Source organism: Traorella sp. mt218 (assembly GCF_055420025.1).
The window spans coordinates 45,321-71,777 of record NZ_JBVAYM010000008.1; the positions used below are offsets into that span (position 1 = coordinate 45,321).

Genomic DNA, 26,457 nt, shown 5'->3' on the forward strand with positions numbered 1-26,457 from the left:
CTACTTGCTACTTTCCATTTCTATACGTTCTTTTTCAACTTCTTGTCTTTCATATGCTTTATAGAAAGGATAATAAATCAGCCAAGAAATTATAAATATGATGATTACTAAAATTACAGCATTCCAAGAATAAGTTGTCAACCATGTAACAATCGGGAATGGTACACACCAAAATTCAACGGCTATACTTGGAATAGGTGCAAATGGAATAACTTTTGTAAATAAGAACATGACTAAAGGCAGAATGATTCCACATAACCACATCGGAATCATTAAATATGGATTCCAAGCAATCATACCAAATACGATAGGTTCGTTAATATTAAAAATACTCGGTGTTATACTTGCACGACTTAATGATTTAATCTTATTTGATTTAGATCGAAGACTCATCAAATTAAGAGCCAGCGTACATCCTTCTCCACCTAACCAAATATATGCACAATATAAAGCAGGACTTGTACAAAGATTCAATGTTTCAACTGTTGCTGTACCTTCTCTCACCATTTCAACGTTTGCAACGATAGCCATTGTTAAGAGAGGATTAAAAATTGGATTGAATACCCAGTTTGAAATACCCATCGAGTAATTGAAGCAAAGAAGCAAACAATACAATACCATACCATATGGTGTCTGAAGAATATTGCCAATAGGTGAAAATATCGTTTGAAGAATATTAAAAACACTAATGCCACAAAGATCTACAACGATCCATGTCGCCAATACACATAGTCCACAAGGTAACATCTGATCGAACCATGTACGTACGAAATCAGGAATTGCTGAATCTTCCTTGAAGAATGTGAATTTGCCGAATCTCTCCATCACTAATGAAGTATAAATACCACTTAAAATAGCTGCAAGCATACCACCTGCCCCTAATAAAGACTGCGCTAATCCCAATGCACCCTCTTCTACAATGCTTGGATTAACGATAATGATAAAACAGGAAACACTTGCCATGATACCTGCTACACGCTGACGTCTAAGCTTTCTTTTTTCAAGATAATTTAAGGGTACTAGGACAGCAATAAATACAGCAAGAAGTCCCATTGTCCATTGCCACGGTGTCCAGAAATTACTAAACCATGTCCAGCCAAGTAAATCTGCCGGAACCGTCAACACGCAAAATATAGATCCGAGCAATGTCATAGGTAGGGTTTGCATAATGGCATCTTTTAATGTACTCACCCAAATATAGCGATTCACTTTTTCCATCGTAGGAACTAGATGCTTCTCAAATACCGCCAATAGTTTATTCATACTTTCCATCCTCCTTCAGACACTCTAATAGATGTTCTAAACATGCTTTTCCATCTAATGATTTATAATAATCAGGTTTCATTAGCACTAGCGTAACTCCATATTCATCAGTTAATGCCTTTGCTTCTTCCATAACATAAGCCATATGTGGGCCAACCATCACCGCATCAATTTCGTCTATATAATCTTCCAGTGCTGTTTCACTTTTTGCTTGAACATGCATTTCTATTCCTTTTTGTTTTGCCGCATCACGTAATGCTTTGGCCATGAACCCACTACTGAATCCACCACCACAAACTAGCAGTACTTCATATTTCTTCATGATTATCTCCTTTCAATTATCTAATCTAAATCCTCGCCATTGGAATTTAATACTTTTTTAAACCAGTCATAACTATCTTTTTTAATTCTTTTACCGCTGCCGTGGCCGTAATCATCTAAATCTACATAGATAAATCCATATCGTTTGCTCATCTCACTACTAGAACAGCTCACAATATCCAAAGGTGCCCATGCGTAATATCCTCTTAAATCAACACCATCTTCAATCGCTTCTTTCATCGCCTTAATATGTTTACGATAATAATCAGGACGATAACTGTCATGGATATGTCCATCTTCATCTAGTTTATCAAACAAGCCAATACCATTTTCAGTAATATAAATCGGGCATTGGTAACGATCATAGAAAATGTTTAATAATGTTCGCAAGCCATCAGGATCAACACTCCACCCCCATGGATTTGCAGGTAACTCTTTATTAATAAATGTCTTATTATTATTTTCAAAATGTTCTTTATCACAAAGAGTAGTATAGTAATATGAAAAAGTAAAATAATCGCTCGTATTTTTTAACATCTCTATATCTTCATCAGTTACTTGAATATTATATCCGTTTTCCTCAAAATAATGCCACGCATAACCTGGGATTTTACCCCTTAATAACACATCACTAAAGAAAACCTCCATTTGATTATGCCGTGTTGTTGCCACAACATCTTCAGGTTTGCAAGTAGCTGCATAATCATATCCCTGACAAAGCATGCACCCTATTTTAACATCAGGATAATGCTCATGCGCATATTTACTAATTCTTGCACAGGCTATCATCTCATGAATTACACCTTGATATTTAGCTTCATGTACATTTTTTACTGTATCACAAGGTATTCCTAAATGTAGTATAGATTCGTGAGCAAGCAAATTAATTTGATTAATATTGATCCATAATTTTACTCTGTCGTGATAGCGGTCAAGGATGACTTTACCGTATTTTTCAAAGAAATCTATCGTTTCTCTTTGATACCAGCCGCGATATTTCGTAACTAAATTTACCGGCATTTCATAATGTGACATCGTAATCATCGGTTCCATACCATTTGCAATGATTTCATCTATCAAATCATCATAGAACTTTAGGCCTGCTTCATTTGGTTTTTCATCATCACCATTTGGAAATATTCTTGCCCAATTGATAGATGTCCTAAATGATTTTAAACCTAGACCATCTTTTCCAAGAAGCTTTAAATCATCCTTATATGTATGGTAGAAATCAATACCTCGACGTTTAGGATAATTCCCATCCTTATCATTGACAGCTTCTTCTATCACTTCCATCGTCATCTCTTTATTACCTTTTTTTTCTAACGGAAGATCATTTACATATTTTGTTAGATCAGCAACACATAAACCTTTGCCATCAGTTAAATATGCTCCTTCCATTTGATCAGCCGCGAATCCGCCTCCCCATAAAAAATTATCTGGAAACTTATGCCTTACGTGATACATAACATCACCTCCACCTTAATTATAAAAGGGTATCACTAAATTTCATTTTTTTCTTTATCCAACAGCACAGATATTTTTCAAATTCTATAAAATCTCTTTCATTCGGAATCTTTCACTATCCGTTTTTTTTCCTACTGCTAAGAAATTATTTAGCCGGCATTTTTTGGATTGAATAGATACTTTAAAAAAATTACATAAAAATTATTTATGATATAATATGTTCATGAAAATATCAAATAAAGAATTACTATTGCTATTAGAAAAAAAAGCGGATTGGTATGAAGCTGCAGAGATTGCAGATATTTTTGGCGTTTCAACAAAAACAGTTTCAAATTATGTCAAAAGAATCAATGATTATAAAGAAAATCTTATTTTATCATCGAATAAAGGTTATAAATTGAATCGTGATTTTAATATAGACAATGAAAAAAACTCTTTATTTTTTAATGATGATTTTAAAAGCCGTGTCAATTACATTCTAAGAAGCCTGCTTATTGAGAATAAAGAAGTTTCTACTTATTATTTAGCTGATTCTATGTTTATCTCCGATTCACACCTTGAAACACTTTTAAAACATGTAAAAAAGACAATCCTTAAATACGATCTAACGTTAACTCGAAAACGTAATTTAATTAAACTTGAAGGATCTGAAATTAATAAAAGACATTTATTATCTTATCTTCTTCAAAAAGAAAATGCTAATTTTTTTGAAACCAGCAGCAGCTTTTATTATTCAAATATACCAAATCTCAAATCTTTTGTTCGTAGGATTGCTGATATTTTAAACGAACATGAAATTTATATTAATGATTATAATTTTAATATGTTAATCATCTATTTTTGTATATTATCTGAAAGAATCAAAAGTCAGAATGTTCTTAATAATGATATTGCTCCATCATATAGCATTTATGAAGATAATAAGTTCTTCTTACAAATCGTACAAGCAGCAGAAAATTTCTTCAATATTAAACTCAATAAAAATGAATTGCATTATTTATTCCTGATTATTCGAAATAATTGTAATTCATTTAATCAAGATCATATCAACATGAGCAATATTTCTGATTTTGTACCACAAGAGATTATTGATAAATCATTATCTTCCTTATTAAAGCTGGAAAATTATTATCACTTATCACAATTTGATGAAGCTTTTAAAATTAAGATCATTCTTCATACAATGCTTATGATTGACAGGATCAACAGTCCTAATATGCAAAGCAATTCTCTTTTAGCACAAATTAAAACAAAATATCCTTTTATCTATGATATGTCAATTTATTATGTCAAAGAGATGTTTAAAGAGCAGTACAATAAAATTTCAGATAGTGAAATTGCTTTTTTAGCGATTCATATCGGTGCTTATGTTGAAGATACATATATGTCCCATGACAAATTAACTTGTTGTTTTGTTTATTTCAATTACCACAACTATTTTTCTAAACAGTTAGATGAAATCAGTAATCGTTTTAGGGATTCAATTACGATCGTGGCATCATTAAATGCGAAATATGTTGATCAAATGCCAACAAATGTAGATTTTATCATTTCAAATTATCCATTATTAAAAAACAATCAAATACCCATTATCTATATTGATGAATTCCTATCTGCAAAGAATATAAATTTAATCGGGCATTTCATTGAATCACTGCTGTTAGAAAAACATAAACATTCATTTAAAGAAGCTTTAAAACAATTTTCAACGAACCGCCTTTTTTATCGAAATATATTCATAGAAGGCTTTGAACAAATCATAAGCATGATTACAGAAGATGCATTAAAATTAGGGTATTGTAGTTCCAGTTTTAAAAAAGAAGTATTGGACAGGGAATATATATCTTCTACTGCATTTGATAGTTCCGTCGCCATTCCGCACTCTCTTTACCACAATTGCAATCATTCTTTTTTAGCAATTGCAATTAATGAAGAACAAATTTACTGGGATGATAAAAAAGTGAATATCGTATTGCTGATTGGTGTAAAAGCAGGAGATGAATTATTTTTTAAAAACGTAATTGATAATATCATTCCATTCTTTTCAGAAAGAAGCAATGTATTAAAATGTCTTGGTATTAGTACTTATAATGATTTTATTGAAAAATTGGCTGATGAAATGTTTGAAAAGGAGTAATTGCTCCTTTTTTATCTGTTTCATTATCTTTTTTGTGTTTGCACACATTTTTTTCTAACAAAATATGATTCATGATTCCTCTTTTTTGTTTCATACTATTTGTGAGGTGAATCATGAAACTGAAAGAAGCTTATCAGCTGAATGTTGAATATTTAAATCATAAGCTGGATGTTGAAAATAATTTTGATATATGTAATCGTTGTTTAATTATCGGAAACAGGGAGTGTACGTTTTATTTTATTGATGGATTTGTGAAGGATGAGATCTTTGAGAAGATCTTTGAATTTCTCTTAAAACTCACTCCTGAAGATTTTCCTTTTCGAATGAATGAATTTGAAAAGAGAAATATTCCTTATACAGAAGTTGAATTGATTGATGATTTTGAAACGATCATGACACAGATACTTTCCGGAAGCATTCTTTGTCTGATCGACGGTTATGATTTTGCCATCAGCATTGATGGAAGAACCTATCCGAACCGTTCTATCAGCGAACCTGAAGATGATCGTGTATTAAGAGGAAGCCGTGATTCGTTTGTAGAAACACTGGTTTTCAATACTGCCCTCATACGGAGAAGGATACGAGATGAGCATTTAAAAGTAGAAATCCATACGGTTGGTACGAAATCAAAAACCGATGTAGTGCTATGTTATATGGAGAACGTAGCAGATCCAAAAAATGTTGCTGATTTAAAAGCACAGATCAGTGCTATTGATATTCCCTCACTGGCACTGGCTCAAGAATCACTGGCTGAATGTCTGATTCGAAAAAATTGGTGGAATCCTTTTCCCAGAATACGTTATACCGAGCGCCCGGATGTCGCAAGTGCTAATATCTATGAAGGTAAGATCATCGTTCTTGTCGATAATTCTCCGGCTGCCATGATCCTTCCTACATCCTTTTTTGATTTTCTTCAGGAAGCCAATGACTTCTATTTTCCACCACTCATCGGTACCTATTTGCGTTGGGTACGCCTGATCATTTTTGCCTGTACTTTGTTTTTAACACCTCTTTGGTATCTTTATATTCAGAATCCTCATTTATTTCCCGAATGGCTCAGCTTCCTTCAAGTCCAAAAAATGAATGCCGTTCCTATCATCATTCAGCTTTTGATCGTTGAATTTTTAATTGATGCGATCAAGCTGGCTTCATTAAACACCCCTAGTGCTCTAAGCGGTTCTTTTGGTGTCATCGGTGCCCTCGTTTTAGGCGAATTTGCCATCAAGGCACATTGGTTCGTACCGGAAGTCCTTTTATATATGGCTTTTGTTTCATTGGCTAACTTTACTCAGCCTTCTTATGAGCTCAGTTATGCTTTTAAGCTTTGGCGCATCCTGCTGATCATACTGATCTGGTTATTGAATATTTTTGGTTTTATCAGTGGTCTTATTTTGATGATCCTCATGCTTTATTTCACACCGACGATCCTTCATCACAATTATCTTTTTCCACTGATCCCTTTAAACACAAAAAAATTAAAGGAACTCCTGATAAGAGTCCCTATAAATAAGAATAATTCATGATTAAGATAATTTCTTATAGAAATAGTTACCGGTAGTCTGGATGATCTGAACGATGATGATCAAAATAATACTTGTAACAAACATATATTCATCACTGTAACTCTGATAACCATAACGTATCGCTATATCTCCTAAACCTCCGGCTCCCATCGTTCCGGCAATAGCACTGTAACCGATCAGTGAGATCATGACCAGGATAATTCCGGAAACGATGGACGGCAAAGCTTCTTTCAAATATACGCGAAGCATGATCTGAAAATCACTGGCACCAAACGACTTGGCAGCTTCGATCAATCCATGATCCACCTCTCGTAGTGATGATTCAATCACTCTTGCGACAAAAGGAATAGCACCGATCGTCAAAGGAACCAAGGCTGCTGTTTTTTGAATCGTTGTTCCTACGATGAAACGTGTCAGAGGAGTTACCAGACACATCAATATCACAAAAGGAAAACTTCTAAATGTATTCACAAGAAAATCTAAGATCGCATAGATTTTTTTATTAGGACGCAAGCCATCGCTGGCTGTCAATGTCATGACAATGGCCGGAATAAATCCCAATATCACTGAAAAGAATGTTGAACCAAGAACCATATATAAAGTTTCATATAAAGCTTTTAATAATATCTGACTCATACTAATTCCTCCCAAATAATATTGTGCTGTTTTAAAAATGCATATACTTTTTCCTTATCCTCTTCCTGAATATTAATGATCAGACTGCCAAGTATCGTTCCTCGATAATTTTCCAGCTTGCCCTGACAAATATCAAAATCAATATTTAAGGTTCTTGCAAGTGTCGTTATCAAATGGGCTTCTGAATTTTCATTCGCAAAGAATAATTTGACATTGATTCCTTTCTTTGGAAGAGTTTCCGCATTATCTCCCACAAATGCTTGGATCTCTTTATTCGGTGCGACAAATAATTCCTCCGGTTTGCCTACTGCAACGACCTTACCATTTTTTATGAAGGCAACCTTACTGCATATTTGCTTAATGACTTCCATCTGGTGTGTTACTACAACGATTGTAATTCCCATTTCTTTATTGATCTTTATAAGCAGATCAAGAATACCTTTCGTGATTACCGGATCCAATGCAGAGGTCGCTTCATCACATAATAAGATCTTAGGATCCAATACCAAAGCTCTTGCAATGGCTACACGCTGCTGCTGACCACCGCTGAGCTGGGCAGGCTTGCTGTTGATTTTATCTTCCAAACCAACAAGCCGCAGTAAATTCATAATTTTTTCTTTGTTCTCAGGACTGTTTTTCTTTTGTCCCCAAAACTGTAAAGGCAGGGCTACATTGTCATATACATTTAAGCGGCTCAACAGATTAAAATTCTGAAAGATCATACCCATTTCTTTTTGAACCTGTCGTAATTCACCCTTTTTTAAATGCTGGATTTCTTTACCATCTACTACAAGTGAACCGCTGTCGAATTTTTCCAATCCATTAATACACCTTAAAAGAGTAGATTTACCGGCACCGCTTTGTCCGATAATACCATAGATTTCACCTTTTTCGATATTGAAAGAAATCTGATTTAAAACATTGAGCTCTCCAAAATTTTTACTTAGATTGTTTATCTCTATCATAAAATTACTCCTTATTCTTGAAAAAACAGGTACCGATATGACAATAACCTTCCGGATTTTTCTCCAGATATTTCTGATGATATTCCTCTGCTTTATAAAATACTGTTAAAGGTAGAATTTCCACGACGATTGGGCGATCATATTTCTTCTGTTCATCTTGGATCATTTGAACGATGATATCTGAATCTTTATCATCGGTATAATAGATACCGCTTCGATAAGAACTTCCTTCATCTTCACCTTGCTTATTCAGTGAAGTGGGATCTATGACAAGCAGAAATTTTTTTAGAATTTCTTCTAATGATATGATTTTTTCATCATATACGATTTTTACTGTTTCCGCATGACCGCTTTTCTGTGCTTTTACATCTTCATATGTTGGATCATCCAAATATCCATTAGCATAACCGACGACTGTTTCAATGATTCCGTCAAATTGATCTATGTATTTTTGAATGCCCCAGAAACAGCCGCCAGCTAAATAAATCGTTTTCATCGGCTAGAATGCCGCAAGTACTGAACCGCCGTAAGTTTTTTCGATATAGCTTCTTACCTCTTCGCTTGTCATCGCTTCGATAAGGGCTTTTGTTTTTTCAGTTTCCTCATTTCCTTCTTTTACAACTAAATAGTTTACATAATCTGCACTTTCTTCAGAAGTTGCATCTTCCGTAAATAAAGCATCTACCGGATTTAATTCAGCCTGTAACGCATAGTTTACATTGATAACGGAAGCATCCACATCATCCAAGCTTCTTGGCAGCTGAGCAGCTTCCAGCTCAACGATTTCATAGTTATGAGGATTTTCCGCAATATCTAATACAGTATATAGACCGTCTTTTTCTTTCAACGTGATCAAACCATTTGCAGCTAACAGTTTTAAAGCTCTGGAACCATTGCTGGCATCGTTTGGAATCGAAATCTTAGCACCGTCAGGTATTTCATCAACACTTGTATATTTTGAAGAATAGCAGCTCATAGGCTCCAAATGAATGCCGGCTACTGCTACTAAATGAAGACCGCCTTCTTCATTCTGAGTATTCATATAATCTAAAGTCTGATAATAGTTGGCATCCAGACTGCCTTCTTCTACACCTGTATTTGGCTGTATATAATCTGTAAATACCGTAATATCCACATCCCATCCTTCTTCTTCCAATATTGGTTTTACCACATCTTCCAAAATTTCCGCATGCGGTACCTGCGTAGCACCGATTCTAATCGTCTTATCCTCCGTATCCGTTGTGCTTGAGCAGCCAGCTAATAAAGCCCCTGCAACTAGTAAACTGAGTAATTTTTTCATCTTCTGTTTCCTCCTTTATTTACTCACTACTCAATACAATAAAAAAACTCGCCCATATAAGGGCGAGTGTATTCGCGTTACCACCTTAGTTTAAAATAATCTCACGATTATTTCCTCATCAAGTACGTCCCATAGGATTATACTCTATCACTGTAACGGGTGAACCCGTCATAGCCTAACCTTCCGGTTCGGTATGCAACTCCAAGGCCATTTTCATTCATCTTCCGTCATTCTTTCACACCAGCCAAGAACTCTCTTTAGACTTTCAATGAATTACTTTTCTTTTCATCGTCTTTATTGTATTGTTGCTAAAATAATAAAACACAAAAAATTAATTGTCAAGAACCTTTTTTATTTTTTTCATCTTTCCGAAAGCCACGACTCCCGGACCTGTATGACCTGTATTTAAAAGTTCTCACCCCCAATTCTTAGAGGTTGCGTTATTCTTTTTTCTAAATTTTGCCGATTTTATCGGCTTTTTTTGTTATTTTAAATTTTTTCTCTTTTTATTATTACATTCACAAATACATGATTAGAAATATGAAAAGGTATGATTCCTATAAAATTCATACCTTTCTATCTAACCTACGTGTTTTTTAATTAGTGTATTCTTTACTTATTTATTGACATTGTCAGGTATTGTTTTAATAGTATTCGTATCTTCTTGAAAACCAAAAAGCATATTTAATCTAAATCTTCGCCATTTGATGCAATAACCTTTTTATACCAATAAAAGGAGTCTTTCTTGTAGCGATTATAGGTGCCATTACCAAAATCATCGGCATCTACATAGATAAAGCCATAACGCTTGCTCATTTCCGCACCACCTGCTGATACAATATCAATACATCCCCAAGGCGTATAACCGAGAATATCAACACCATCATCCAACGCTTCTTCAATAGCACGTATATGTGACCTTAAGTATTCTATTCGATAGTTATCATGAACTGTATTATCCTCAAATTTATCCCTGGCTCCCAACCCATTTTCAACAATGAATATCGGTAACTGGTAACGATCATACAATTTATTCAAAGATATACGCAGGCCAATTGGGTCAATACTCCACCCATATTCGCTGAATTTTAAATATGGATTACGCAGAGATTTGACAAAAGTACCTTGTTCGGCAGTCTGTTCACTACTAACAACATTACTCAAATAATAACTGAAAGCTAAGAAATCTATCGTATTATTCTTCAATATATCTTCATATCCATCTACATAATCAATTTGGATATTATGCTCTTTAAAATATTTTAGAATTGTTTTAGGATATTTACCTCTAGCCATAACGTCGAAGAAATACAAATTCAGCTGATCTTCAATCATCGTATCCAAGACATCTTCCGGTTTGCATGTGAACGGATAACATTCAATTCGATTGATCATACCTCCTATCATACAATTTGGTGCAACTTCATGTGCATATTTCACAGTCAATGCAGTTGCAATAAACTGATGATGCAAAGCCTGGTGTTTTGTAGAAAGTGCATCCTTTTTCGCCTTGGCTTCAAATATACCTCCATCATTCCAGAAAGACATCAACATCATATTGATTTCATTGAACGTAATCCAATACTTCACTTCATCTTTAAACTCATCAAGAAGTGTTTTCGTATATTTTACATAGAGCGCAATTACTTCAGGTGATTCCCAACCATTGTATTTGTTCGTTAATGCAATGGGAATTTCATAATGCGTCATTGTAACCAAAGGCTCAATCCCATACTTATGCAGCTCCTGAAACACATTATGATAGAATTTCAAACCTTCTTCATTTGGCAATTCTTCTAAACCGGTTGGATATATCCTTGACCATGAAATTGACATACGAAATGTCTTAAATCCCATTTCTGCGAATAAAGCAATGTCTTCTTTGTATCGATGATAAAAGTCACTTCCTCGACGATTTGGAAAATTGAATTGATCTTCATTACGAATCAGTTTTTGATAACGCTCATAAGTGACTTCTGGAATTTTTGTATGTTCATCAAGTTCTTCTTTTGGAATTAAATTTATATAATCCAGTTGAGATTTACCGCGTCCGCCTTCATTAAAACCACCTTCATATTGGGCAGAACTAGTAGCTCCACCCCATAAAAAATCTTTTGGAAAACTCATTTTTCTTTCCTCCTTACGCTTTATCTTTCATGAAAATAAAAGTATATGCAAATGAAGTAATAAATGTTGCAATAATGCTAATAATCATAAACATTAGATTATTACCTCCGTCGATATAAGCAGGAAGACTGAAGATACCTGGCATAGCAAACAAATAGCATTTTACGTCAAGCAGCATATAAATAGCACCACCAACAGCACCACCAATGCAAGCACCAGTTAAAGCTGTCTTATATTTTATATCGATACCATATAAAGCTGGTTCTGTAATACCGATAATTCCCAATCCCCCGGCAGAGAATGCTGCCGATTTAAGAGCTGAATTTTTAATGCGAAAAGCCGCTGCAATTGTGGCTCCAGCCACTGCTATATTGTTGACAAAATAAGCTGGAAATAAGAAGTCATACCCAAGTACATCAAAATTTACTAACATCATTGGTCCAATACCAAGTCCGCCAGCCATTGTTATAAACGGCTTTAAACCTGCTAATAATGCACCAGCTAATGGTCCAGACGTATTAAACAGGAAAGAAACTGTACGCGTTGCATACACGCTTGCATAGTTGCCTAGTGGTGCAATAATAAACAGGATCAATGGCATAAAAATGCAGAGCGCTATTGTTCCGGTTAACACCAAACTAAGACTTTTCGGAATCAAACGATCAACTGCTCTATACAAATAAGAAAAACAGATCACACTCAACAACACAGGGAGTACTGTAGAGGTGTATGAATAGCATGGGATGTCAAAAAACAGAAAGTGGATTTCTGCACCAGCTGTTTGGTTTAACAAAGTTGGTGAAAGCAGACAACCAGCAATGATCAATCCGTAAATTTCATTAAGTTTAAATCTTTTTGCAGTTGTATAACCAACGAAGAATGGCAGGAAATAAAATGGTACATCACCAATCATATTCCAGGTGGTTATGATTCCATCAGTTTCCGATAGAAGTCCTGAAACTGTAAGCAATAAAGTAATACATTTAATCATACCACAAGCACAAAAAGCTGGAATCAATGGCATGAAAATCGCAGACAAATGCTCAAAAACATTTGTTACTCTCACTTTTCTTTTTTTAGGGATATCAGTTGACACATTTTCTTCTTTTTCATCAATCATTTCATTTTTATCTAAATGTGCGATATCACAAAATTCATCATATACATCTGCAACATGTGGCCCAATTACCAGTTGCAGTTGGTCACCGGTTTCCTTCACCTGAATAATACCATCAATTTTGGATAAAGCCTCTTTATCAACTGCATTACGATCTTTCAATATTAATCGTAATCTTGTGACACAGTGGAATACATCTTTGATATTATCTCTATCAATCTGTTTCAAAATATTATTACATAACGTTTCATATTTCATTTTACTAACATCCTTTCTTACTTGCCAATATATAGGCTAATCATAATTTACAATTCGTTTAACTAATACATTTAGAAAAAGAAATGGGCAAACTTATCCTCATTAGAAGGAAGTCTAGCCCATTAGGTTACTATCTCGCTTTTCTTTAATAAATTATTGATATGAATAATTAGATATCCTTTTTCTTCACTTGTTATGTTAATCTGATAATTATAATTTAAATATTCCTGAACCAACTCTACACATTTTGTAATTTCTGGATATTGGATTTTCATTAAACGGTATAGAAAATCATCTTTTTGTTCTTCATTTTGTGATGAAAATACACGTGTGCTGAAGAAATTAAGATGGGTCAAAAATCTCTCATAGTAGTAAGAATCCTTATCCAATTTCTTATCAAAATAACTTTCAACGATTTCCAGGATTTTATTGACCAGTTTTAAACGCTCATCATTTTTATGTTGAAAAGATCCTTCAGATAGATTAATGATGTGAAAGGCAATAAATCCTGCTTCGTCGATAGGCAAAGCAACACCATAATTTGATTCAATCATTGCGATTGCTTTTTTACCTAATTCAAATTCATTTGGATAAAAACGTTTAATCTCTGTCAGCATTTCATTTTTTAAAGGGATATGATCCTTTGCACGTTCAATAGCTGAAACTATATGATCTGCCAGCATGATATAACTTATTGATGTTACCTTGATATCACATTCTTTTCTTGCCTGATCCAAAAACTCCATGGATAGATCTAAAATGTCAGAAGGAATATTTTCAACAATATCTAAATAACGACTACGTTCTTTTCCTTTCAACTCAAAAATTTTTTCGATCTTGTTGGTATCGACATAATCACCAACCTTTTTTTGGAAGGAGATTCCTTTCCCCATCAGGACGATTTCGCTCTCCTGACCATCTAAAGAGGAAACTACATTATTGTTGATAATACGAAAGATGATATATTTATCAGCTTTGTTTTTTCGCATTTCCTATCACATCCTTTGCATAGCAGTATCTTGATTCTTGGGGTATTTCAAAATCATAAGAAGAACTATTCGTGAAAACAACAATTACAGTTGCTGTTAACTGTTCCTTTTCAAAGAGTTCCTTGTCAAAGCGAACCAGTAATTCCCCCTTTTTTACTTTTTTATGCAAGCTGCAACATATCTCAAAACCGCGACCGTTTAAATTGACAGTTTCGATTCCGATATGAATTAAGGTTTCCAACCCATCCTTACGCCTTAAGCCTATCGCATGCCCTGTTGGAAATATCATCGTAACCTCACTGTCATAAGGACTCAAAACACAAGAATCATCTGGTTCTATTCCGAAACCAAATCCCATGAGCCCTGAACTGAACGTAGTATCATTTACATCTTGTAGTTTTATAAATTGTCCTGTTACCGGTGCATAGATATTATCATCTTGCATTTTCCTAAAAAACACCTACATTATCCTCCTTTCTTTGGGTATCAATCAAAAAAAAGATCAATACCATAAAATGATGTTGATCTTGCCTACCTAAAGTAACAATTCATACTATCTGGTTTCATTATAAGCGTTTACATTATCGGTGTCAATATGATATTTATTTTTTTTGATCTTCTTTTTTTAATTTTTTCATCTTTCCGAAAGCTACGACTCCCGGACCTGTATGAGAAAGTATCACAGCTCCAAACTGATGAACTTCTACCTGCTGATGAGTCCTTTTCTCTAATTCCTGTTTTACTTCTTCTACCATATCATCAAAACCATCAGCAATGACCATCCAGTAATACTGAGAAGGATCATCTACATTTACTGCTTCATCAATACCTTTATGAATAGCTTTCTTCCATGTTCTTACTTTATCAAAGACATCGATCACACCCTCTTTTAAAGATAAGACAGGTACGATTTTCAAAAGATTTGCAAGTGCAGCTGCAGCCGGTGTGATCCTGCCTCCCCGTTTAAGGTAATTCAGATCACTGGGAATGATGATGGCTTCCATAATAGAAGAAGTATTTTCGATCATATCTTTTATTTCTGAAGCTGTTTTCCCTTCACCAATCATTTCTTTCACATCCAGACATAATTTGGTTAACGGATAACAGACACATTTCGCATCAATGACCGTTATTCTTCCTTCATAGGTCTTTGACTGAATGAGCGATGTTTCATACATCCCGCTTAAACCCGAGGATAATGGGATATGTATGACCTCATCATATTCCTCCAATAAGCTGTCATACATCTTTATAAGTGCTCCTAATCGAGCTTGAGAAGTCTTCACTATTTACCGTCTGACATGGCTTTTTTAATACCGTCTAAGTCAATATCGACTCCTTCTGTATATTCTTTTTCATCAATCGTAATGGGCATCCGAAGTACAAATATTCCAAGCTCCTGAGCTGTTTTGTCATCAATATCACATGATGAATCCGTTAAAATCGCATATTTTTTCATAATGTATATACTAACATATCATCAAGACCTTCTCAATGCCTGATCATATACAAATTTATACAAATTACATCATATGATAAAAGGGTGCGTAATACTGCACCCTTACCGTGTGATTTCAATGATGCTGTTAACATCACCTTTTGTATATTTAACTTTTAAAACATCATTTTCCTTAATAAAAGGCAAGAGTTTTTCATTGATCGTTACATGCCCTTTATAGACATTTCCTTCCTGATCCATGATATAAGCATAGGTATCACCGGAAATATTCATATACGAAATGGAAGAAACAACAATATCTTTTTCCTCAACATTATCTGTATCTACGATATTCATAGCCGCCACATATTGGCTCTTCAGATATTCCAGGCTTTTATCCTTGTCAACCGTCACTACCTGCTGATAATCCTCACAATCGATCATCGCATACATTTTCACAAGACCTGCATTATCCTTAAGCGATACTAAGTACGTCGGCCGTCCACCCACGCTGATCAATAATGGGAACGTTGATGTATAGCCCAAATGCTGAACCTTTCCTTCTGCACTCCTCATAGCTGAAAATTCCTCAGCACCACTGCTCATGATGATCTTTGCTTCCTGTGTACGCTGATTTACTAAGACAAAACCGATATTTGATTCATCACTGTTGACCGATGTAATACCTGTATAAAGCCATATATCATCATTTAACACGATATAGTTATAACCTTCTGTTGTCTGATAGACATCTCTTTGACCGATAATTGAATTAATGAATCCATGCACATAAGCACCTGACTGATTCACCTGTTCAATGATCAGATCGCTGGCATAAACACGATCGATCCATTCGGGAATTTCTCCTATGGCATATTTATTCATACTGCCATCAATCGCATTCATGGCAATGACACCTGTGATCGTTGGTTTCTGACCAATACCTTTATAAGAAATCGTTGAAGTGATCCAATATGGCACACCTTCTTCATCAATTTCAAAATTTGTTTCATAGAAGATGTCGAATGGATAAGCAAAACGCATATGGCGATCACGGTCTTCAAACAAGATGGCATTTTCACTGTATTTCATACCGTCTAATCCTAAATCTTCCAGTTTCACAAGATCACTCTTCCCGGTTGTCGCATTCACGATGATATAACCCGGTATTCCTTCTGAGTGATTTGAAAAATATTTGATCAGACCATTATAATCAAGCGGTGTTACACGAACAATCGTATCCTGATAAGAGATCTGTGAATAGATATCGCTCACCTCAAACTGGCTGATAAGCTCAGGAAGCTGTCCCAATGTTCGATCCCCTAAAACCATGGTAGAATCACGATCAATGATTGCCGTCTTCGTAAAATCAACTTCATCGATCTCACTAAAATCTGCTTCCACCAAATCAATTCGCCGGGCATACTCACCGGCATGGAAGATCGGACTGCATATAAACATGACCACTAATACTACTGCAATGGAAGCGGCAAAAACACCTAAGATTCCCTGCTCTTTTTTCACATTCGCACTTTTCGTCATGTTGGCGATCACTGCTATCAACAATGGAATCAGCGATACCCACAGATAAATCCAAAATGCAATGCTGGTTGGATTGATCGGCGGCAAAAAGAAGAAAAACAAAACAGCTGCCAATACCAGTGAACCGACAATTCCATAAATAAACCTTTTATTTTTCATATTCATTACTCCTCGTATGCGTTCAGTATATCATATGTATAAAAATATTCCATGACACTATAGTCATTTCATTTAAATTCATAAATAAACGTAAAATGATTGATTTGCTTTTCATTTCGACATATAATAAAAGCGTTAGCAGAGTAGAGATATATGCGTTAAGTATTAACTGAACGGGGAGTTGTCAGTTAGGCGAAAAGATTTTCTTGCGATATATATCTCGCATCCCACTGTTGCATGAAAATCGCAAAAATGCCTCTTTTTCATGACAATAGTAGAAAAGGAGGTTTTTATATATGGATAACTTACTGACAGAATTTAGATCAATTTCTCATCTGATACGCCAGAGCGGTCAAGGCATTAAAAATGTCAAAACATTAGTGGGTACTTCGTTATTTGTAGCTATGAATGCTGCTTTAGGGTATTTTAAGATCGTAGTGATCCCCAAAATGCTGGAAATTAATTTTTCTTCATTAGCATTGGCCGCCTGTGCCTTTACATACGGACCTGTGATGGCAGGAGCAGCAGGTATCATCTGTGATAACATCAAATATCTTTTAAATCCCAGCGGTCCTTATATGCCCTTATTTGGATTAAATGAGTTTCTCACAGGTTTTATTTATGGATTGTTCTTTTATAAGAAAACATTGTCTTTAAAACGTGTCATTCTTGCAAGACTTAGTGTTGTTTTATTGATCAATATATTTTTAACGCCTCTATGGCTTCATATCCTTTACGGCACTGCCTTTATCATTCTTGTGCAGGCAAGAATATTAAAAAATATATTGATGTTTCCTGTCGATGTATTCTTGTTATATACGGTACTAAAAGCTACAAAACGGGCAATTCCTGTTTTATCTTAATGGAGGTCTTATGAAACAAATAGATGCTTATTCTTACCAGTGTGGTGTGATGGATTGTTTTAGTGAAATGGTAAAGGCCGGATTAAAGCGTATCGCATTATCTCATCCTTCTGCTTCTAAAGAGCTGCGAGATCAGTATGTCCCTTTTGCCAAGATGATCAGTGAGAAGTATCAGATTCATTTTTATTTAGATGATGATCCGCTCATTACTGATTTATTTCCTGCTTCCATGAATAAAAATACATACAATATCATTTTTTATAAAGATGAAAAAGATATCGAAGAATATAAGACATTAAAGAAGTTAAAAGCAAAATCTGTTGAACAACATGAATATGATACTTATCGTTTTGAGATTGCCTATCGTTTTGGAAAACTGTTAAGTTATAGTGATGAAACGATTCAAAATTACATCCAAAACAATGATGAAAAAGAATGAGGCTTTAATAGCCTCAATTTTTATATACAGATTTATTTTCTTAAAATTCCAAACTATCTGCATTTAAAAGAAAATATTTCATCCCCATGATCACAAATCCCTCATCATTATGCCATGGCTTTTTATTTCCATTGACGATTACGATTTTTTTAAATGAATCCGGAATATTACGTAAAGAGTTAAATTCCTGATTCTGCTTTTCCTTTGAACTCATATCATAAGCAACCTGAATATAATACCTTTGACTGCTTTGATTTACTACAAAATCAACCTCTAACTGTTTGCGAATACGTTTTCCTTCTTTATCTTTATCATATACATCTATGACGCCAACATCAACATTATAACCACGGATAAGTAACTCATTATAAACGATATTTTCCATAATATGGGTAGGTTCCTGCTGTCTGAAATTTAACCTTGCATTTCTCAGTCCTAAATCAGTAAAGTAGTATTTTTGATTAGCACCTATATATTTTCTTCCCTTGATATCATAACGAGTTGCTTTTGAAATCAAAAAAGCTTCAACTAAATAATCAATATGTTTTGAAATCGTTTTATTCGTATAACTCATCTGACGTTCGCTTTTAAACGTATTAGAGATTTTTAAAGAATTTGTTAGTGCACCAATCGTAGATGCAAGCACATCCACTAAAATATTGATCTCATCTGTATTATGTATCTTGTTTCTTTCTATAACATCCTTCAAATATACATTTGTAAACATATTCTTTAAATAATCAGATTTTTGGCGTTCACTTTTTAATCCTACAATCTGTGGAAGACCACCATAAGTCATATATTCATTCCAGGCATCATCATACTCTCCATCGTAGGCAGAATAAAACTCTGCGAAAGAAAGAGGATAAATCCTAATTTCATCACCTCTTCCACGAAATTCTGTAACAATATCACTTGATAAGAATTTAGAATTGCTTCCTGTTACATATACATCAATATTATTTAAGCGAAGCAAGCTGTTTAACACTTCCTCAAAATGTGGCATGAACTGTACTTCATCCAAAAGTAAATAATATTTACCCTTATCTTTCATAGCATTTTTAATGTACTGATAACACACCTTGGGATCTCTTAATTCCTCATTTTCAATACCGTCTAATGCAATTTCAATGATATGATCTGTATCAATTCCACTTTCTAGAAGATATCTCTTAAAGATAGTAAAAAGCAAGTAGGATTTTCCACATCTGCGAATTCCTGTAATTACTTTTATCATCCCGTTATCTTTTCGATCAATCAATTGTTGAAGATAAATATCTCTTTTAACTTCCATGATACACTCCCTTTTTTTGTGCATTTGCACACTTTTTAGTAATTACATTGTATCACAGAATGCTTTATGAATTCAATTTCATTCCCTTTTTTTGTGCATTTGCACATTTTTTAGTAATACATACTATATATTGAAATACTATCATACCCCATTATTCCTAAAAAAATATGGATAAGCCACTATCATTTAGCTTATCCATTTTACATAAGTATATTAAAACTTAAAAGACAATTTATCTATTTAGATAATCATTTACATACCGTTCGGCGTTTCTCCACGCTTCTTCAAAAGAACTTCTGAATAATACCACCGGCCCGAATTCCTCATATTCTTCCGGTTTGATTTCATTTACGAAATAAGCCTTTCTAAAATCAGGAAGTTTGTCACACAACTCATCAATGACTGCTTCCGGTGTTTCCATTCTAAATCTCTCTACTACCGGTGGATTTTCTTCTATCAGCTTATCTGCCGTTCCTACCCAATTAATCGTAATGCTTGCATCTGCACCAACCATCTCTGTGAAATGATGCAGTCCTCTGGCTCCACCACCAATAAAACCTACTTCTGAATTGGCTTTTTTGCACATCCAATAAGTCTTCTTGGCTGCAGCAATACCCGCTTGCCATAAAAAATCATCATGAATATCAACACCTTCTTTTTCAGCTGTTTTTTTCAAATATTCTTCTAAAATACCCGAAATATGCGAAAAATAAATAGGTGCCTTCTTTTCTAAGCCTTTTGTTGCCCTTGTATATACCTCACATACATCTAATGCTTGCCTTACGCTCATAACCTCAGTAGCATTAATAGGAACTCCTTCACTTGCAAGAATTTCAATAGCTTTCAATCCTTCTTCCGTTACAGGCACTTTGCACATAATATTTTCTCCTACTTCACGATTCAATCGTCCATATCGCACGATCGTATCGCAATCTTCGTGAAATGGATCTCCCTGAATACTAACATAACCATTTTTCTTAAAGGTATCATCATAGAGCGGTTTAAATATTTTAGCAATTTCACCAACTAAATCTTTTTGTATATTCACAACAATTTCAGTCGTATCCAATCCCTTATATCGTTCAATCAATGCATTGATTTTAGGTTGAAGATCATCTTTCTGCATCATTTTCCAAACATATGCCGGATTTTGTGTACAACCGACAGCTCCTTCTTCAATGGCTCGGTATGCTTCTTTTTCAGTTACATTATTGATCCAAAAGCGAGTTTGTGTTAATTCGCTCACTCGATGAAAATAATTTTTATTCTCCATATTTCCTCTACTTTCTTATGTATTCTTCTATAAAGCTCATTGCTTGATTTACACTTCCAAAAACATTCATTTTTTCAGCCATTCTTTCTTTATAGCCGGCATCCATCCATCTCCAATAATCCAATTGATCGGATACAGTCATATGCTTTTGTAAGGTATTGCGGGCATTCAATCGAAAATCACTGCCCACATTCACTTTACATATACCCATCTTACATGCTTTGGACATCATTTCATCAGGCACACCTGAACCGCCATGAAGCACTAAAGGAATATCGACAACATCCATGATTCTTTGAAGCAGATCAAGGTCTAATTTTACATTTAACTGATCTTTAGGAACATCAAAACTATTCGTTGTTCCAATGCATACTGCTAAGCAATCAATACCCGTTTCCTTTACAAATCGTAAAGCATCTTCAGGCTTTGTCTTACCTTCTTCAATGTCCTTGGCATCTCCTAAACCTACGACACCTAATTCACTTTCAACGCTTACTCCTACGATATGAGCTAATCCTGTCATTTCTCTGACAAGCTTAATATTTTCTTCTAATGGATATGTCTGTCGATCAACCATGATGCCCGTATAACCTGCTCTTATCGCCCACATATTCTGCTCGATAGTGCTACCATGATCCTGATTAATAGCAACAGGAACCCACGTTCTTTCCGCAAGCTGACGTGCGATTTGCCCATATCGATAAAAATCCTCTTCAAAGCGATCATAACGGTGATTTAAAATAATGGGTGAGTAATTTTCTTCGGCAGCTTGTATGGCTACCTTCATATTACCCTCACTCTGCATGCTGGCTGCCAATACTGCATAGCCATTCTTTTGCGCATGCTTTAAAAGATCGATCATATTCACTAACATAACATATTTACCTTGATCTGTTTATTCATAATATAGAGATGCTTTACCATCCGATCTAAAAAGGCGAATACGATTACGTACTACTTTTTTACCTTCTTCTATTGCCTGCGGCATCATCAAAGCAAACTTAACTTCATGGTGCTCATTCATTTGTTTATTTAAGCTTCGGGATATAGCTGCCTTATATTCACTGGCAATATTAATTTTGCGAATACCGGCACGTGCAGCCTTATCTAATTCTTCATCCAAATTACCAGAACCTCCATGAAGAACAAGGGGAACACGGGCAACTTTTTTAATTTCCTTTAGTAATTCAATTTGTAATCTCGGCTCTTTTCCTTTTGGATACAAACCATGTGAAGTTCCTATAGCAACTGCCAATGAATCACAATTTGTCTTATCAATAAAATCAACAACATCTTCTACTCTTGTATAAATAATATTATTGTTTACAACACCTTCATCACTTGTTCCGAAATTACCAATCGTTCCGAGTTCACCTTCAACCGATACGTTTACCATATGTGCAAATTCAGTTACTTTTTTTGTTATTTCGACGTTTTGCTCATAAGGCAAAGACGATCCATCGATCATCACTGAGGTAAAACCTGCTTGTATTGCTTCCATACATTTTTCTACTGTATGAGCATGATCAAGATGCAGGGCAAAAGGAACATAGCTTTTTATAAGCTGTTGTCGAATATACGTGAAATATTCTTTACCACAAAAATCAAACTCATTCTCTGCTACCGCTATAATAACAGGTGCTTGAATTTCTTGTGCGGTTTCATAAACACATTTAAAATTTGATAATTCCGTAACATTAAACGCACCAATCGTAAAATTATTTTCTTCTGCAATTTTTAATAGATCTTTCGTATTTAATAACATATATATAAAGGGCTGTATCGCAGCCCCTCTCCTTTCTTTTAGAATGTAATATTTACATCAGCTACTTTATCATCGTCATCACTAGAATAATCCAATCCATATTCCTGCTGTTCAGGAGTTAATCTTCTCTTAAGCAAGAACATTAATGTACCACAAATTATAGAAGAAATAGTTAACGCTAATACGAATCCGCCCGGATTAGTAAATGTTGGTACAACAAATAATCCACCATGAGCTACCGGTACACCTACGCCCCAAATCTGAGTCAAGCCACCGCCAATAGCACTTCCGATAACGCTTGATAAAACCACACGCCACAAATCATTCATCGCAAATGGGATCACACTTTCAGTAATCATACAGATACCCATTGGTAAGCAAGATATAACACTTTGTCTTTCATCTTTAGTAAAGATTGGTTTTTTAAAGATTTTACTCAATGCATAAGCAATCAATACACCAAACGGTGAAGTCATACCGGCCAGGAAATGTGCCGCTTTTGGTCCAAAAACACCATCTGTCAACATAGCCGTTGAATATAATGACATCGTCTTATTAACAGGTCCGCCGAAATCAAACCCTGAAACAGCTCCCATTACCATACCATAGATGAATTTTGATCCTGTTGATAAGTTTTCCAAGAACGTAGTGAATGCTTCAATAAACATAGCAATCGGTTTTCCAATAACGGTAAACATTAAGAATCCACAAATAAGTGTTGAGAAGAATGGAATAATTAAAATCGGCATCAACCCCTGCATCGTTTCAGGAAGCTTAATATTTTTCTTCATCCAATTAACAACAAAACCAATTAAGAAGGCTGCAATTACACCACCTAAGAAACCTGATTTAATTTCCGTACAAACTAACCCTACAATTAAGCCCGGTGCAATTCCAGGACGATCTGAAATTGAATAAGCAATAGCTGCACATATTACCGGTACGATCAAAGTAGACAAACCAAGATTACCAATTTTATAAATAATATATGGCAAACTAACTACAGCATCTGCGACATTTGGTCCACCGATCATAATACCTAAAGCCTGACAGATACCAGATGCAACTACAACAGGAATCATGAATGAAATACCTGTCATGACATGCTTCTTTATTGTTCGAATATCTAGTTTCATATTTTACCTCTCTTTAATTATTATTCTTATAGCCTTCCAGCTGCTTTCAATTTTTCTTCTATTTGTTGTAAGAATTTTGCTGTATTCCTCATGACATCCTCAGTTCTCACTTTTACGATTGGCTTTCCAGTAAAACGATTTTCACCGGCAATCTTCACATCAACTGCCAATAAGACAACATCTGCATCGGCAATTTCCTGAGGTGTCAGTTCATCTTCCGCACCAATAGATCCCTGTGTTTCAATACGACATGGATATCCACATTCCTTTGCAGCTTCTAAAATTTTCTTTTTTGTAATATATGTATGGGCGATCCCCGTAGGACAAGCCGTAATTCCAACTATCTTCATCTTATTGATCCTTTCTTAAAACATTTACAATTTCACTTGATGTCTGAGCATTATGTAAAACCTCTATGACATCCTTATCAAGCAATAATTCTGCCACATGAGAGAGCAGCATGATATGCTGGGACATATCTACATCACGAATGGCAAACATAATGATGCAATCTATCGGTTTATCATCAAATGATTCCCAGTCACGAATACCTGTCTTTGTTCTACCTACTGCAATTACATTCTTTTTCACCGTTTTTGAACGGCCATGAGGAATCGCAATACCATCACCGATACCTGTGATCCCTTCACTCTCACGATCATATATTTCTTTAATAAATGTCTTCTGATCCTCAATTACTTGATTTCGATACAGCATCTCTGTCATTTCTGAAATTACTTCATCTTTGGTCGTTGCATTGAGATTCAGACAAACATTTTCATCAAATAAAACTTCCTTAATATTTAACATTCCCTCACCTTTTCTCGATCATAATCGCTTTTTTAACTTCATCAATATCCCTCTGATCCATGAGCACTGAAACCAAGACTGACGGACATTGTATTTCTTTTGTAATATTTACCGTTGTAATGATTAAATCAATATCAGATAGATCTTTCTTCTCTAACTGTTTCAATGAGATCACATCTGTAATTTCCAAATCAGGAAAGATCTTTTGTACTCTTTTCTTCAGGATATGAGAAGTTCCCACACCTGTTGAACAGATCAGCAGTACTTTTCGAGGGGATTTTCTATCTTCCAATGCTAATTGAAAATACAGACAGAGATAACAGATTTCATCATCAGATATAAAACCTTCCTTGAAATACTTTTTCTTTAATTCCAGTGTTACCTGCTTCACGGTCGCATACATCTGCGGATATTGCATGATCGTTTTTTCTTTCAATAAACAGATAATGCGAACATTATATTTGATTCGTGTTATCATTGAATTTACGTGTAACAGTAATGAATAAAAAAGATTTGAATCATTAGCGAAAGAATAAGATGTTTCTTTCTCCATGTTTTGTATAAGCTCATTACAAATGCTTAGCACTTCCCGATTCGATGCCTGAAGCGTCTGGGCGATCACTTCGCGGCTAGGCAGCTCACCCACACCACATCCCATGAAATGCGTATAAATATAATTGATCTCATTTTCAGGGAAGCGGATGCCTGTCTGATTTGAAAAGTCGGTTATACATTTTTTGATCTTATGGAAGATGACATCATTGCGATCCTTTTCAGAGATAACATTGCTTTCATTGATAAACCTTTTATTTTTCATGCGTTCCATCGCAATTAGAATATGGGTCACAATATTGACATAATACGTATCACTGAGTATCACATCGATCTCTTCTTCAATAGATGAAACACACTGTTCGACACTTGCCAGATTCTCACTTCCATAGATTCCTTCCAGTACCATCCGTGTTTCTTTATTCAACCGGCTCTGTGCTGTTTTCACATCTGCAATGCCTACTTGAATCTCATTTAATAAATAGGCGACCTCGTTACGAATCAAGAGCTCATTTCCTTGAAGATAAGTACCTTCTCGGGTTCTTTTCATGGTCAGTCCGTTAGTTTGAGCCCGCTGCTCCACGGCAGAGAGATCATTCACGATCGAACTGCTTCCGACAAAATACTTTTCTGAGAGAGAACGAATGCTGGTCGGATTCGGAGAATTGAGTAAAAGATCCAGATAGATCCGGTTTCTTCTGTCTTCTACAGAATCATTGCTCCTATAAGAATCACTGCTGAATACGAATTCATCTAATCGATTTCGCGCCTCTGAATCACATTCAAGCAGGATGCCTTGACCATTCCGTTTGATTTCAAAATCTAATTCCTTGCCGGCTTCTTCTATTTTTTTAATATCACGCTGGATCGTTTTCGATGAACAGCCACAATGCATGGATAGTTCACTATAATTAACAGCTTCATTTTTTAATAGAAGATAACGAAGGATCAGAATTTGTCTTTCGTTCAATCCCATATAGGTACTCCTTTCTTCACTATCATTATATTTTTTTAATTTTAATATGAAAATACCAAAATCTGTCTTGATTTGGTGGACATTTTTAAAATACCAAACGTGTCCGT

The 26,457-nt window shown here is 35.0% G+C and carries 26 protein-coding genes, 1 riboswitch and 1 other annotated feature; of the genes, 4 read left to right on the forward strand and 22 right to left on the reverse strand.

Annotation, left to right across the window (positions count from 1 at the left end):
* From ACZYT3_RS05615 to ACZYT3_RS05625, 3 genes are read right to left on the reverse strand one after another with little or no spacing between them, the layout of a single operon-like run.
* Positions 1–1,263 (reverse strand): PTS sugar transporter subunit IIC, encoded by a 1,263-nt coding sequence (locus ACZYT3_RS05615; RefSeq protein WP_294562122.1) that lies wholly within the window; start codon positions 1,261–1,263, stop codon positions 1–3.
* On the reverse strand, positions 1,256–1,585 hold the full coding sequence (locus ACZYT3_RS05620; protein WP_294562123.1) for a PTS sugar transporter subunit IIB: 330 nt from the start codon (positions 1,583–1,585) through the stop codon (positions 1,256–1,258). Before ACZYT3_RS05620 ends, ACZYT3_RS05615 begins: the two co-directional genes overlap by 8 nt.
* 20 nt (positions 1,586–1,605) lie before the next feature.
* The gene (locus tag ACZYT3_RS05625; protein WP_464087980.1) at positions 1,606–3,051 is read right to left on the reverse strand and encodes a glycoside hydrolase family 1 protein; all 1,446 of its coding nucleotides are present in this window, start codon (positions 3,049–3,051) and stop codon (positions 1,606–1,608) included.
* A gap of 223 nt (positions 3,052–3,274) precedes the next feature.
* Here ACZYT3_RS05625 and ACZYT3_RS05630 point away from each other — a divergent pair, with 223 nt between their 5' ends.
* Together ACZYT3_RS05630 and ACZYT3_RS05635 are read left to right on the forward strand one after the other, a co-directional pair.
* Positions 3,275–5,188 (forward strand): BglG family transcription antiterminator, encoded by a 1,914-nt coding sequence (locus ACZYT3_RS05630; RefSeq protein WP_464087981.1) that lies wholly within the window; start codon positions 3,275–3,277, stop codon positions 5,186–5,188.
* A gap of 113 nt (positions 5,189–5,301) precedes the next feature.
* Positions 5,302–6,711 carry a spore germination protein gene (locus ACZYT3_RS05635; protein WP_464087982.1) on the forward strand — a complete coding sequence of 470 codons (1,410 nt, stop codon included), beginning with the start codon at positions 5,302–5,304 and terminating at the stop codon, positions 6,709–6,711.
* Here ACZYT3_RS05635 and ACZYT3_RS05640 read toward each other — a convergent pair whose 3' ends face one another.
* The 11 genes from ACZYT3_RS05640 to ACZYT3_RS05690 all read right to left on the reverse strand — a co-directional run bounded on the left by ACZYT3_RS05640 (position 6,712) and on the right by ACZYT3_RS05690 (position 17,242).
* The gene (locus ACZYT3_RS05640; protein ID WP_294562127.1) at positions 6,712–7,347 is read right to left on the reverse strand and encodes a methionine ABC transporter permease; all 636 of its coding nucleotides are present in this window, start codon (positions 7,345–7,347) and stop codon (positions 6,712–6,714) included.
* Positions 7,344–8,312, reverse strand: coding sequence for a methionine ABC transporter ATP-binding protein (locus tag ACZYT3_RS05645; RefSeq protein WP_294562128.1), 969 nt, complete (start codon positions 8,310–8,312; stop codon positions 7,344–7,346). Before ACZYT3_RS05645 ends, ACZYT3_RS05640 begins: the two co-directional genes overlap by 4 nt.
* A gap of 4 nt (positions 8,313–8,316) precedes the next feature.
* Positions 8,317–8,808, reverse strand: a complete 492-nt coding sequence (gene msrA / locus ACZYT3_RS05650; RefSeq protein ID WP_464087983.1) for a peptide-methionine (S)-S-oxide reductase MsrA — start codon at positions 8,806–8,808, stop codon at positions 8,317–8,319.
* A gap of 3 nt (positions 8,809–8,811) precedes the next feature.
* Entirely contained in the window at positions 8,812–9,612 is an 801-nt protein-coding gene (locus ACZYT3_RS05655; RefSeq protein ID WP_294562130.1) for a MetQ/NlpA family ABC transporter substrate-binding protein, read from the reverse strand.
* A gap of 55 nt (positions 9,613–9,667) precedes the next feature.
* Positions 9,668–9,910, reverse strand: a binding site (T-box leader).
* Between the two features lie 386 nt (positions 9,911–10,296).
* A complete protein-coding gene (locus ACZYT3_RS05660; protein ID WP_464087984.1) occupies positions 10,297–11,739 on the reverse strand; it encodes a glycoside hydrolase family 1 protein in 1,443 nt (480 codons plus the stop codon).
* A gap of 13 nt (positions 11,740–11,752) precedes the next feature.
* Positions 11,753–13,114: a PTS transporter subunit EIIC gene (locus ACZYT3_RS05665; protein ID WP_464087985.1), complete on the reverse strand. Its 1,362-nt coding sequence runs from the start codon at positions 13,112–13,114 to the stop codon at positions 11,753–11,755.
* Positions 13,115–13,236: 122 nt separating this feature from the next.
* The gene (locus ACZYT3_RS05670) at positions 13,237–14,103 is read right to left on the reverse strand and encodes a PRD domain-containing protein (protein ID WP_464087986.1); all 867 of its coding nucleotides are present in this window, start codon (positions 14,101–14,103) and stop codon (positions 13,237–13,239) included.
* Positions 14,084–14,563, reverse strand: a complete 480-nt coding sequence (locus tag ACZYT3_RS05675) for a PTS sugar transporter subunit IIA (protein WP_464087987.1) — start codon at positions 14,561–14,563, stop codon at positions 14,084–14,086. Before ACZYT3_RS05675 ends, ACZYT3_RS05670 begins: the two co-directional genes overlap by 20 nt.
* 142 nt (positions 14,564–14,705) lie before the next feature.
* Complete coding sequence (locus ACZYT3_RS05680; RefSeq protein ID WP_464087988.1) at positions 14,706–15,389, reverse strand: DegV family protein; 684 nt, start codon at positions 15,387–15,389, stop codon at positions 14,706–14,708.
* On the reverse strand, positions 15,389–15,562 hold the full coding sequence (locus tag ACZYT3_RS05685; protein WP_464087989.1) for a DegV family protein: 174 nt from the start codon (positions 15,560–15,562) through the stop codon (positions 15,389–15,391). Before ACZYT3_RS05685 ends, ACZYT3_RS05680 begins: the two co-directional genes overlap by 1 nt.
* Positions 15,563–15,664: 102 nt before the next feature.
* Positions 15,665–17,242, reverse strand: coding sequence for a hypothetical protein (locus tag ACZYT3_RS05690; RefSeq protein WP_464087990.1), 1,578 nt, complete (start codon positions 17,240–17,242; stop codon positions 15,665–15,667).
* A 137-nt stretch (positions 17,243–17,379) separates the two neighbouring features.
* A riboswitch (THF riboswitch) is annotated at positions 17,380–17,477 on the forward strand.
* Between the two features lie 61 nt (positions 17,478–17,538).
* Here ACZYT3_RS05690 and ACZYT3_RS05695 point away from each other — a divergent pair.
* Together ACZYT3_RS05695 and ACZYT3_RS05700 are read left to right on the forward strand one after the other, a co-directional pair.
* The gene (locus ACZYT3_RS05695) at positions 17,539–18,105 is read left to right on the forward strand and encodes a folate family ECF transporter S component (RefSeq protein ID WP_464087991.1); all 567 of its coding nucleotides are present in this window, start codon (positions 17,539–17,541) and stop codon (positions 18,103–18,105) included.
* A 10-nt stretch (positions 18,106–18,115) separates the two neighbouring features.
* Positions 18,116–18,544 (forward strand): hypothetical protein, encoded by a 429-nt coding sequence (locus ACZYT3_RS05700; RefSeq protein WP_464087992.1) that lies wholly within the window; start codon positions 18,116–18,118, stop codon positions 18,542–18,544.
* 40 nt (positions 18,545–18,584) lie between these two features.
* Here ACZYT3_RS05700 and ACZYT3_RS05705 read toward each other — a convergent pair whose 3' ends face one another.
* From ACZYT3_RS05705 to ACZYT3_RS05740, 8 genes are all read right to left on the reverse strand, one after another.
* Complete coding sequence (locus tag ACZYT3_RS05705; protein WP_464087993.1) at positions 18,585–19,838, reverse strand: ATP-binding protein; 1,254 nt, start codon at positions 19,836–19,838, stop codon at positions 18,585–18,587.
* A gap of 232 nt (positions 19,839–20,070) precedes the next feature.
* Positions 20,071–21,111 (reverse strand): transaldolase family protein, encoded by a 1,041-nt coding sequence (locus tag ACZYT3_RS05710; protein WP_464087994.1) that lies wholly within the window; start codon positions 21,109–21,111, stop codon positions 20,071–20,073.
* Between the two features lie 7 nt (positions 21,112–21,118).
* A complete protein-coding gene (locus tag ACZYT3_RS05715; protein WP_464087995.1) occupies positions 21,119–21,985 on the reverse strand; it encodes a class II fructose-bisphosphate aldolase in 867 nt (288 codons plus the stop codon).
* 21 nt (positions 21,986–22,006) lie between these two features.
* Positions 22,007–22,876 (reverse strand): class II fructose-bisphosphate aldolase, encoded by an 870-nt coding sequence (locus ACZYT3_RS05720; RefSeq protein WP_464087996.1) that lies wholly within the window; start codon positions 22,874–22,876, stop codon positions 22,007–22,009.
* A gap of 38 nt (positions 22,877–22,914) precedes the next feature.
* Positions 22,915–24,012, reverse strand: a complete 1,098-nt coding sequence (locus ACZYT3_RS05725) for a PTS fructose transporter subunit IIC (protein ID WP_464087997.1) — start codon at positions 24,010–24,012, stop codon at positions 22,915–22,917.
* A 26-nt stretch (positions 24,013–24,038) separates the two neighbouring features.
* Positions 24,039–24,362 (reverse strand): PTS fructose transporter subunit IIB, encoded by a 324-nt coding sequence (locus ACZYT3_RS05730; RefSeq protein WP_464087998.1) that lies wholly within the window; start codon positions 24,360–24,362, stop codon positions 24,039–24,041.
* A 1-nt stretch (position 24,363) separates the two neighbouring features.
* Positions 24,364–24,822, reverse strand: coding sequence for a PTS sugar transporter subunit IIA (locus ACZYT3_RS05735; RefSeq protein ID WP_464087999.1), 459 nt, complete (start codon positions 24,820–24,822; stop codon positions 24,364–24,366).
* A 4-nt stretch (positions 24,823–24,826) separates the two neighbouring features.
* Positions 24,827–26,350, reverse strand: coding sequence for a BglG family transcription antiterminator (locus ACZYT3_RS05740; protein ID WP_464088000.1), 1,524 nt, complete (start codon positions 26,348–26,350; stop codon positions 24,827–24,829).
* Positions 26,351–26,457: the final 107 nt, after the last annotated feature.

What these genes read in the sequence shown, in the direction of transcription:
- ACZYT3_RS05710 (WP_464087994.1), bottom strand. Translation starts at nt 21,111, where the DNA reads ATGGAGAATAAAAATTATTTTCATCGAGTGAGCGAATTAACACAAACT.
- ACZYT3_RS05630 (WP_464087981.1), top strand. Translation starts at nt 3,275, where the DNA reads ATGAAAATATCAAATAAAGAATTACTATTGCTATTAGAAAAAAAAGCG.
- ACZYT3_RS05635 (WP_464087982.1), top strand. Translation starts at nt 5,302, where the DNA reads ATGAAACTGAAAGAAGCTTATCAGCTGAATGTTGAATATTTAAATCAT.
- ACZYT3_RS05705 (WP_464087993.1), bottom strand. Translation starts at nt 19,838, where the DNA reads ATGGAAGTTAAAAGAGATATTTATCTTCAACAATTGATTGATCGAAAA.
- ACZYT3_RS05620 (WP_294562123.1), bottom strand. Translation starts at nt 1,585, where the DNA reads ATGAAGAAATATGAAGTACTGCTAGTTTGTGGTGGTGGATTCAGTAGT.
- msrA (WP_464087983.1), bottom strand. Translation starts at nt 8,808, where the DNA reads ATGAAAACGATTTATTTAGCTGGCGGCTGTTTCTGGGGCATTCAAAAA.
- ACZYT3_RS05640 (WP_294562127.1), bottom strand. Translation starts at nt 7,347, where the DNA reads ATGAGTCAGATATTATTAAAAGCTTTATATGAAACTTTATATATGGTT.
- ACZYT3_RS05700 (WP_464087992.1), top strand. Translation starts at nt 18,116, where the DNA reads ATGAAACAAATAGATGCTTATTCTTACCAGTGTGGTGTGATGGATTGT.
- ACZYT3_RS05645 (WP_294562128.1), bottom strand. Translation starts at nt 8,312, where the DNA reads ATGATAGAGATAAACAATCTAAGTAAAAATTTTGGAGAGCTCAATGTT.
- ACZYT3_RS05655 (WP_294562130.1), bottom strand. Translation starts at nt 9,612, where the DNA reads ATGAAAAAATTACTCAGTTTACTAGTTGCAGGGGCTTTATTAGCTGGC.
- ACZYT3_RS05690 (WP_464087990.1), bottom strand. Translation starts at nt 17,242, where the DNA reads ATGAAAAATAAAAGGTTTATTTATGGAATTGTCGGTTCACTGGTATTG.
- ACZYT3_RS05730 (WP_464087998.1), bottom strand. Translation starts at nt 24,362, where the DNA reads ATGAAGATAGTTGGAATTACGGCTTGTCCTACGGGGATCGCCCATACA.
- ACZYT3_RS05715 (WP_464087995.1), bottom strand. Translation starts at nt 21,985, where the DNA reads ATGTTAGTGAATATGATCGATCTTTTAAAGCATGCGCAAAAGAATGGC.
- ACZYT3_RS05670 (WP_464087986.1), bottom strand. Translation starts at nt 14,103, where the DNA reads ATGCGAAAAAACAAAGCTGATAAATATATCATCTTTCGTATTATCAAC.
- ACZYT3_RS05615 (WP_294562122.1), bottom strand. Translation starts at nt 1,263, where the DNA reads ATGAATAAACTATTGGCGGTATTTGAGAAGCATCTAGTTCCTACGATG.
- ACZYT3_RS05740 (WP_464088000.1), bottom strand. Translation starts at nt 26,350, where the DNA reads ATGGGATTGAACGAAAGACAAATTCTGATCCTTCGTTATCTTCTATTA.
- ACZYT3_RS05625 (WP_464087980.1), bottom strand. Translation starts at nt 3,051, where the DNA reads ATGTATCACGTAAGGCATAAGTTTCCAGATAATTTTTTATGGGGAGGC.
- ACZYT3_RS05735 (WP_464087999.1), bottom strand. Translation starts at nt 24,822, where the DNA reads ATGTTAAATATTAAGGAAGTTTTATTTGATGAAAATGTTTGTCTGAAT.
- ACZYT3_RS05660 (WP_464087984.1), bottom strand. Translation starts at nt 11,739, where the DNA reads ATGAGTTTTCCAAAAGATTTTTTATGGGGTGGAGCTACTAGTTCTGCC.
- ACZYT3_RS05665 (WP_464087985.1), bottom strand. Translation starts at nt 13,114, where the DNA reads ATGAAATATGAAACGTTATGTAATAATATTTTGAAACAGATTGATAGA.
- ACZYT3_RS05695 (WP_464087991.1), top strand. Translation starts at nt 17,539, where the DNA reads ATGGATAACTTACTGACAGAATTTAGATCAATTTCTCATCTGATACGC.
- ACZYT3_RS05685 (WP_464087989.1), bottom strand. Translation starts at nt 15,562, where the DNA reads ATGAAAAAATATGCGATTTTAACGGATTCATCATGTGATATTGATGAC.
- ACZYT3_RS05720 (WP_464087996.1), bottom strand. Translation starts at nt 22,876, where the DNA reads ATGTTATTAAATACGAAAGATCTATTAAAAATTGCAGAAGAAAATAAT.
- ACZYT3_RS05725 (WP_464087997.1), bottom strand. Translation starts at nt 24,012, where the DNA reads ATGAAACTAGATATTCGAACAATAAAGAAGCATGTCATGACAGGTATT.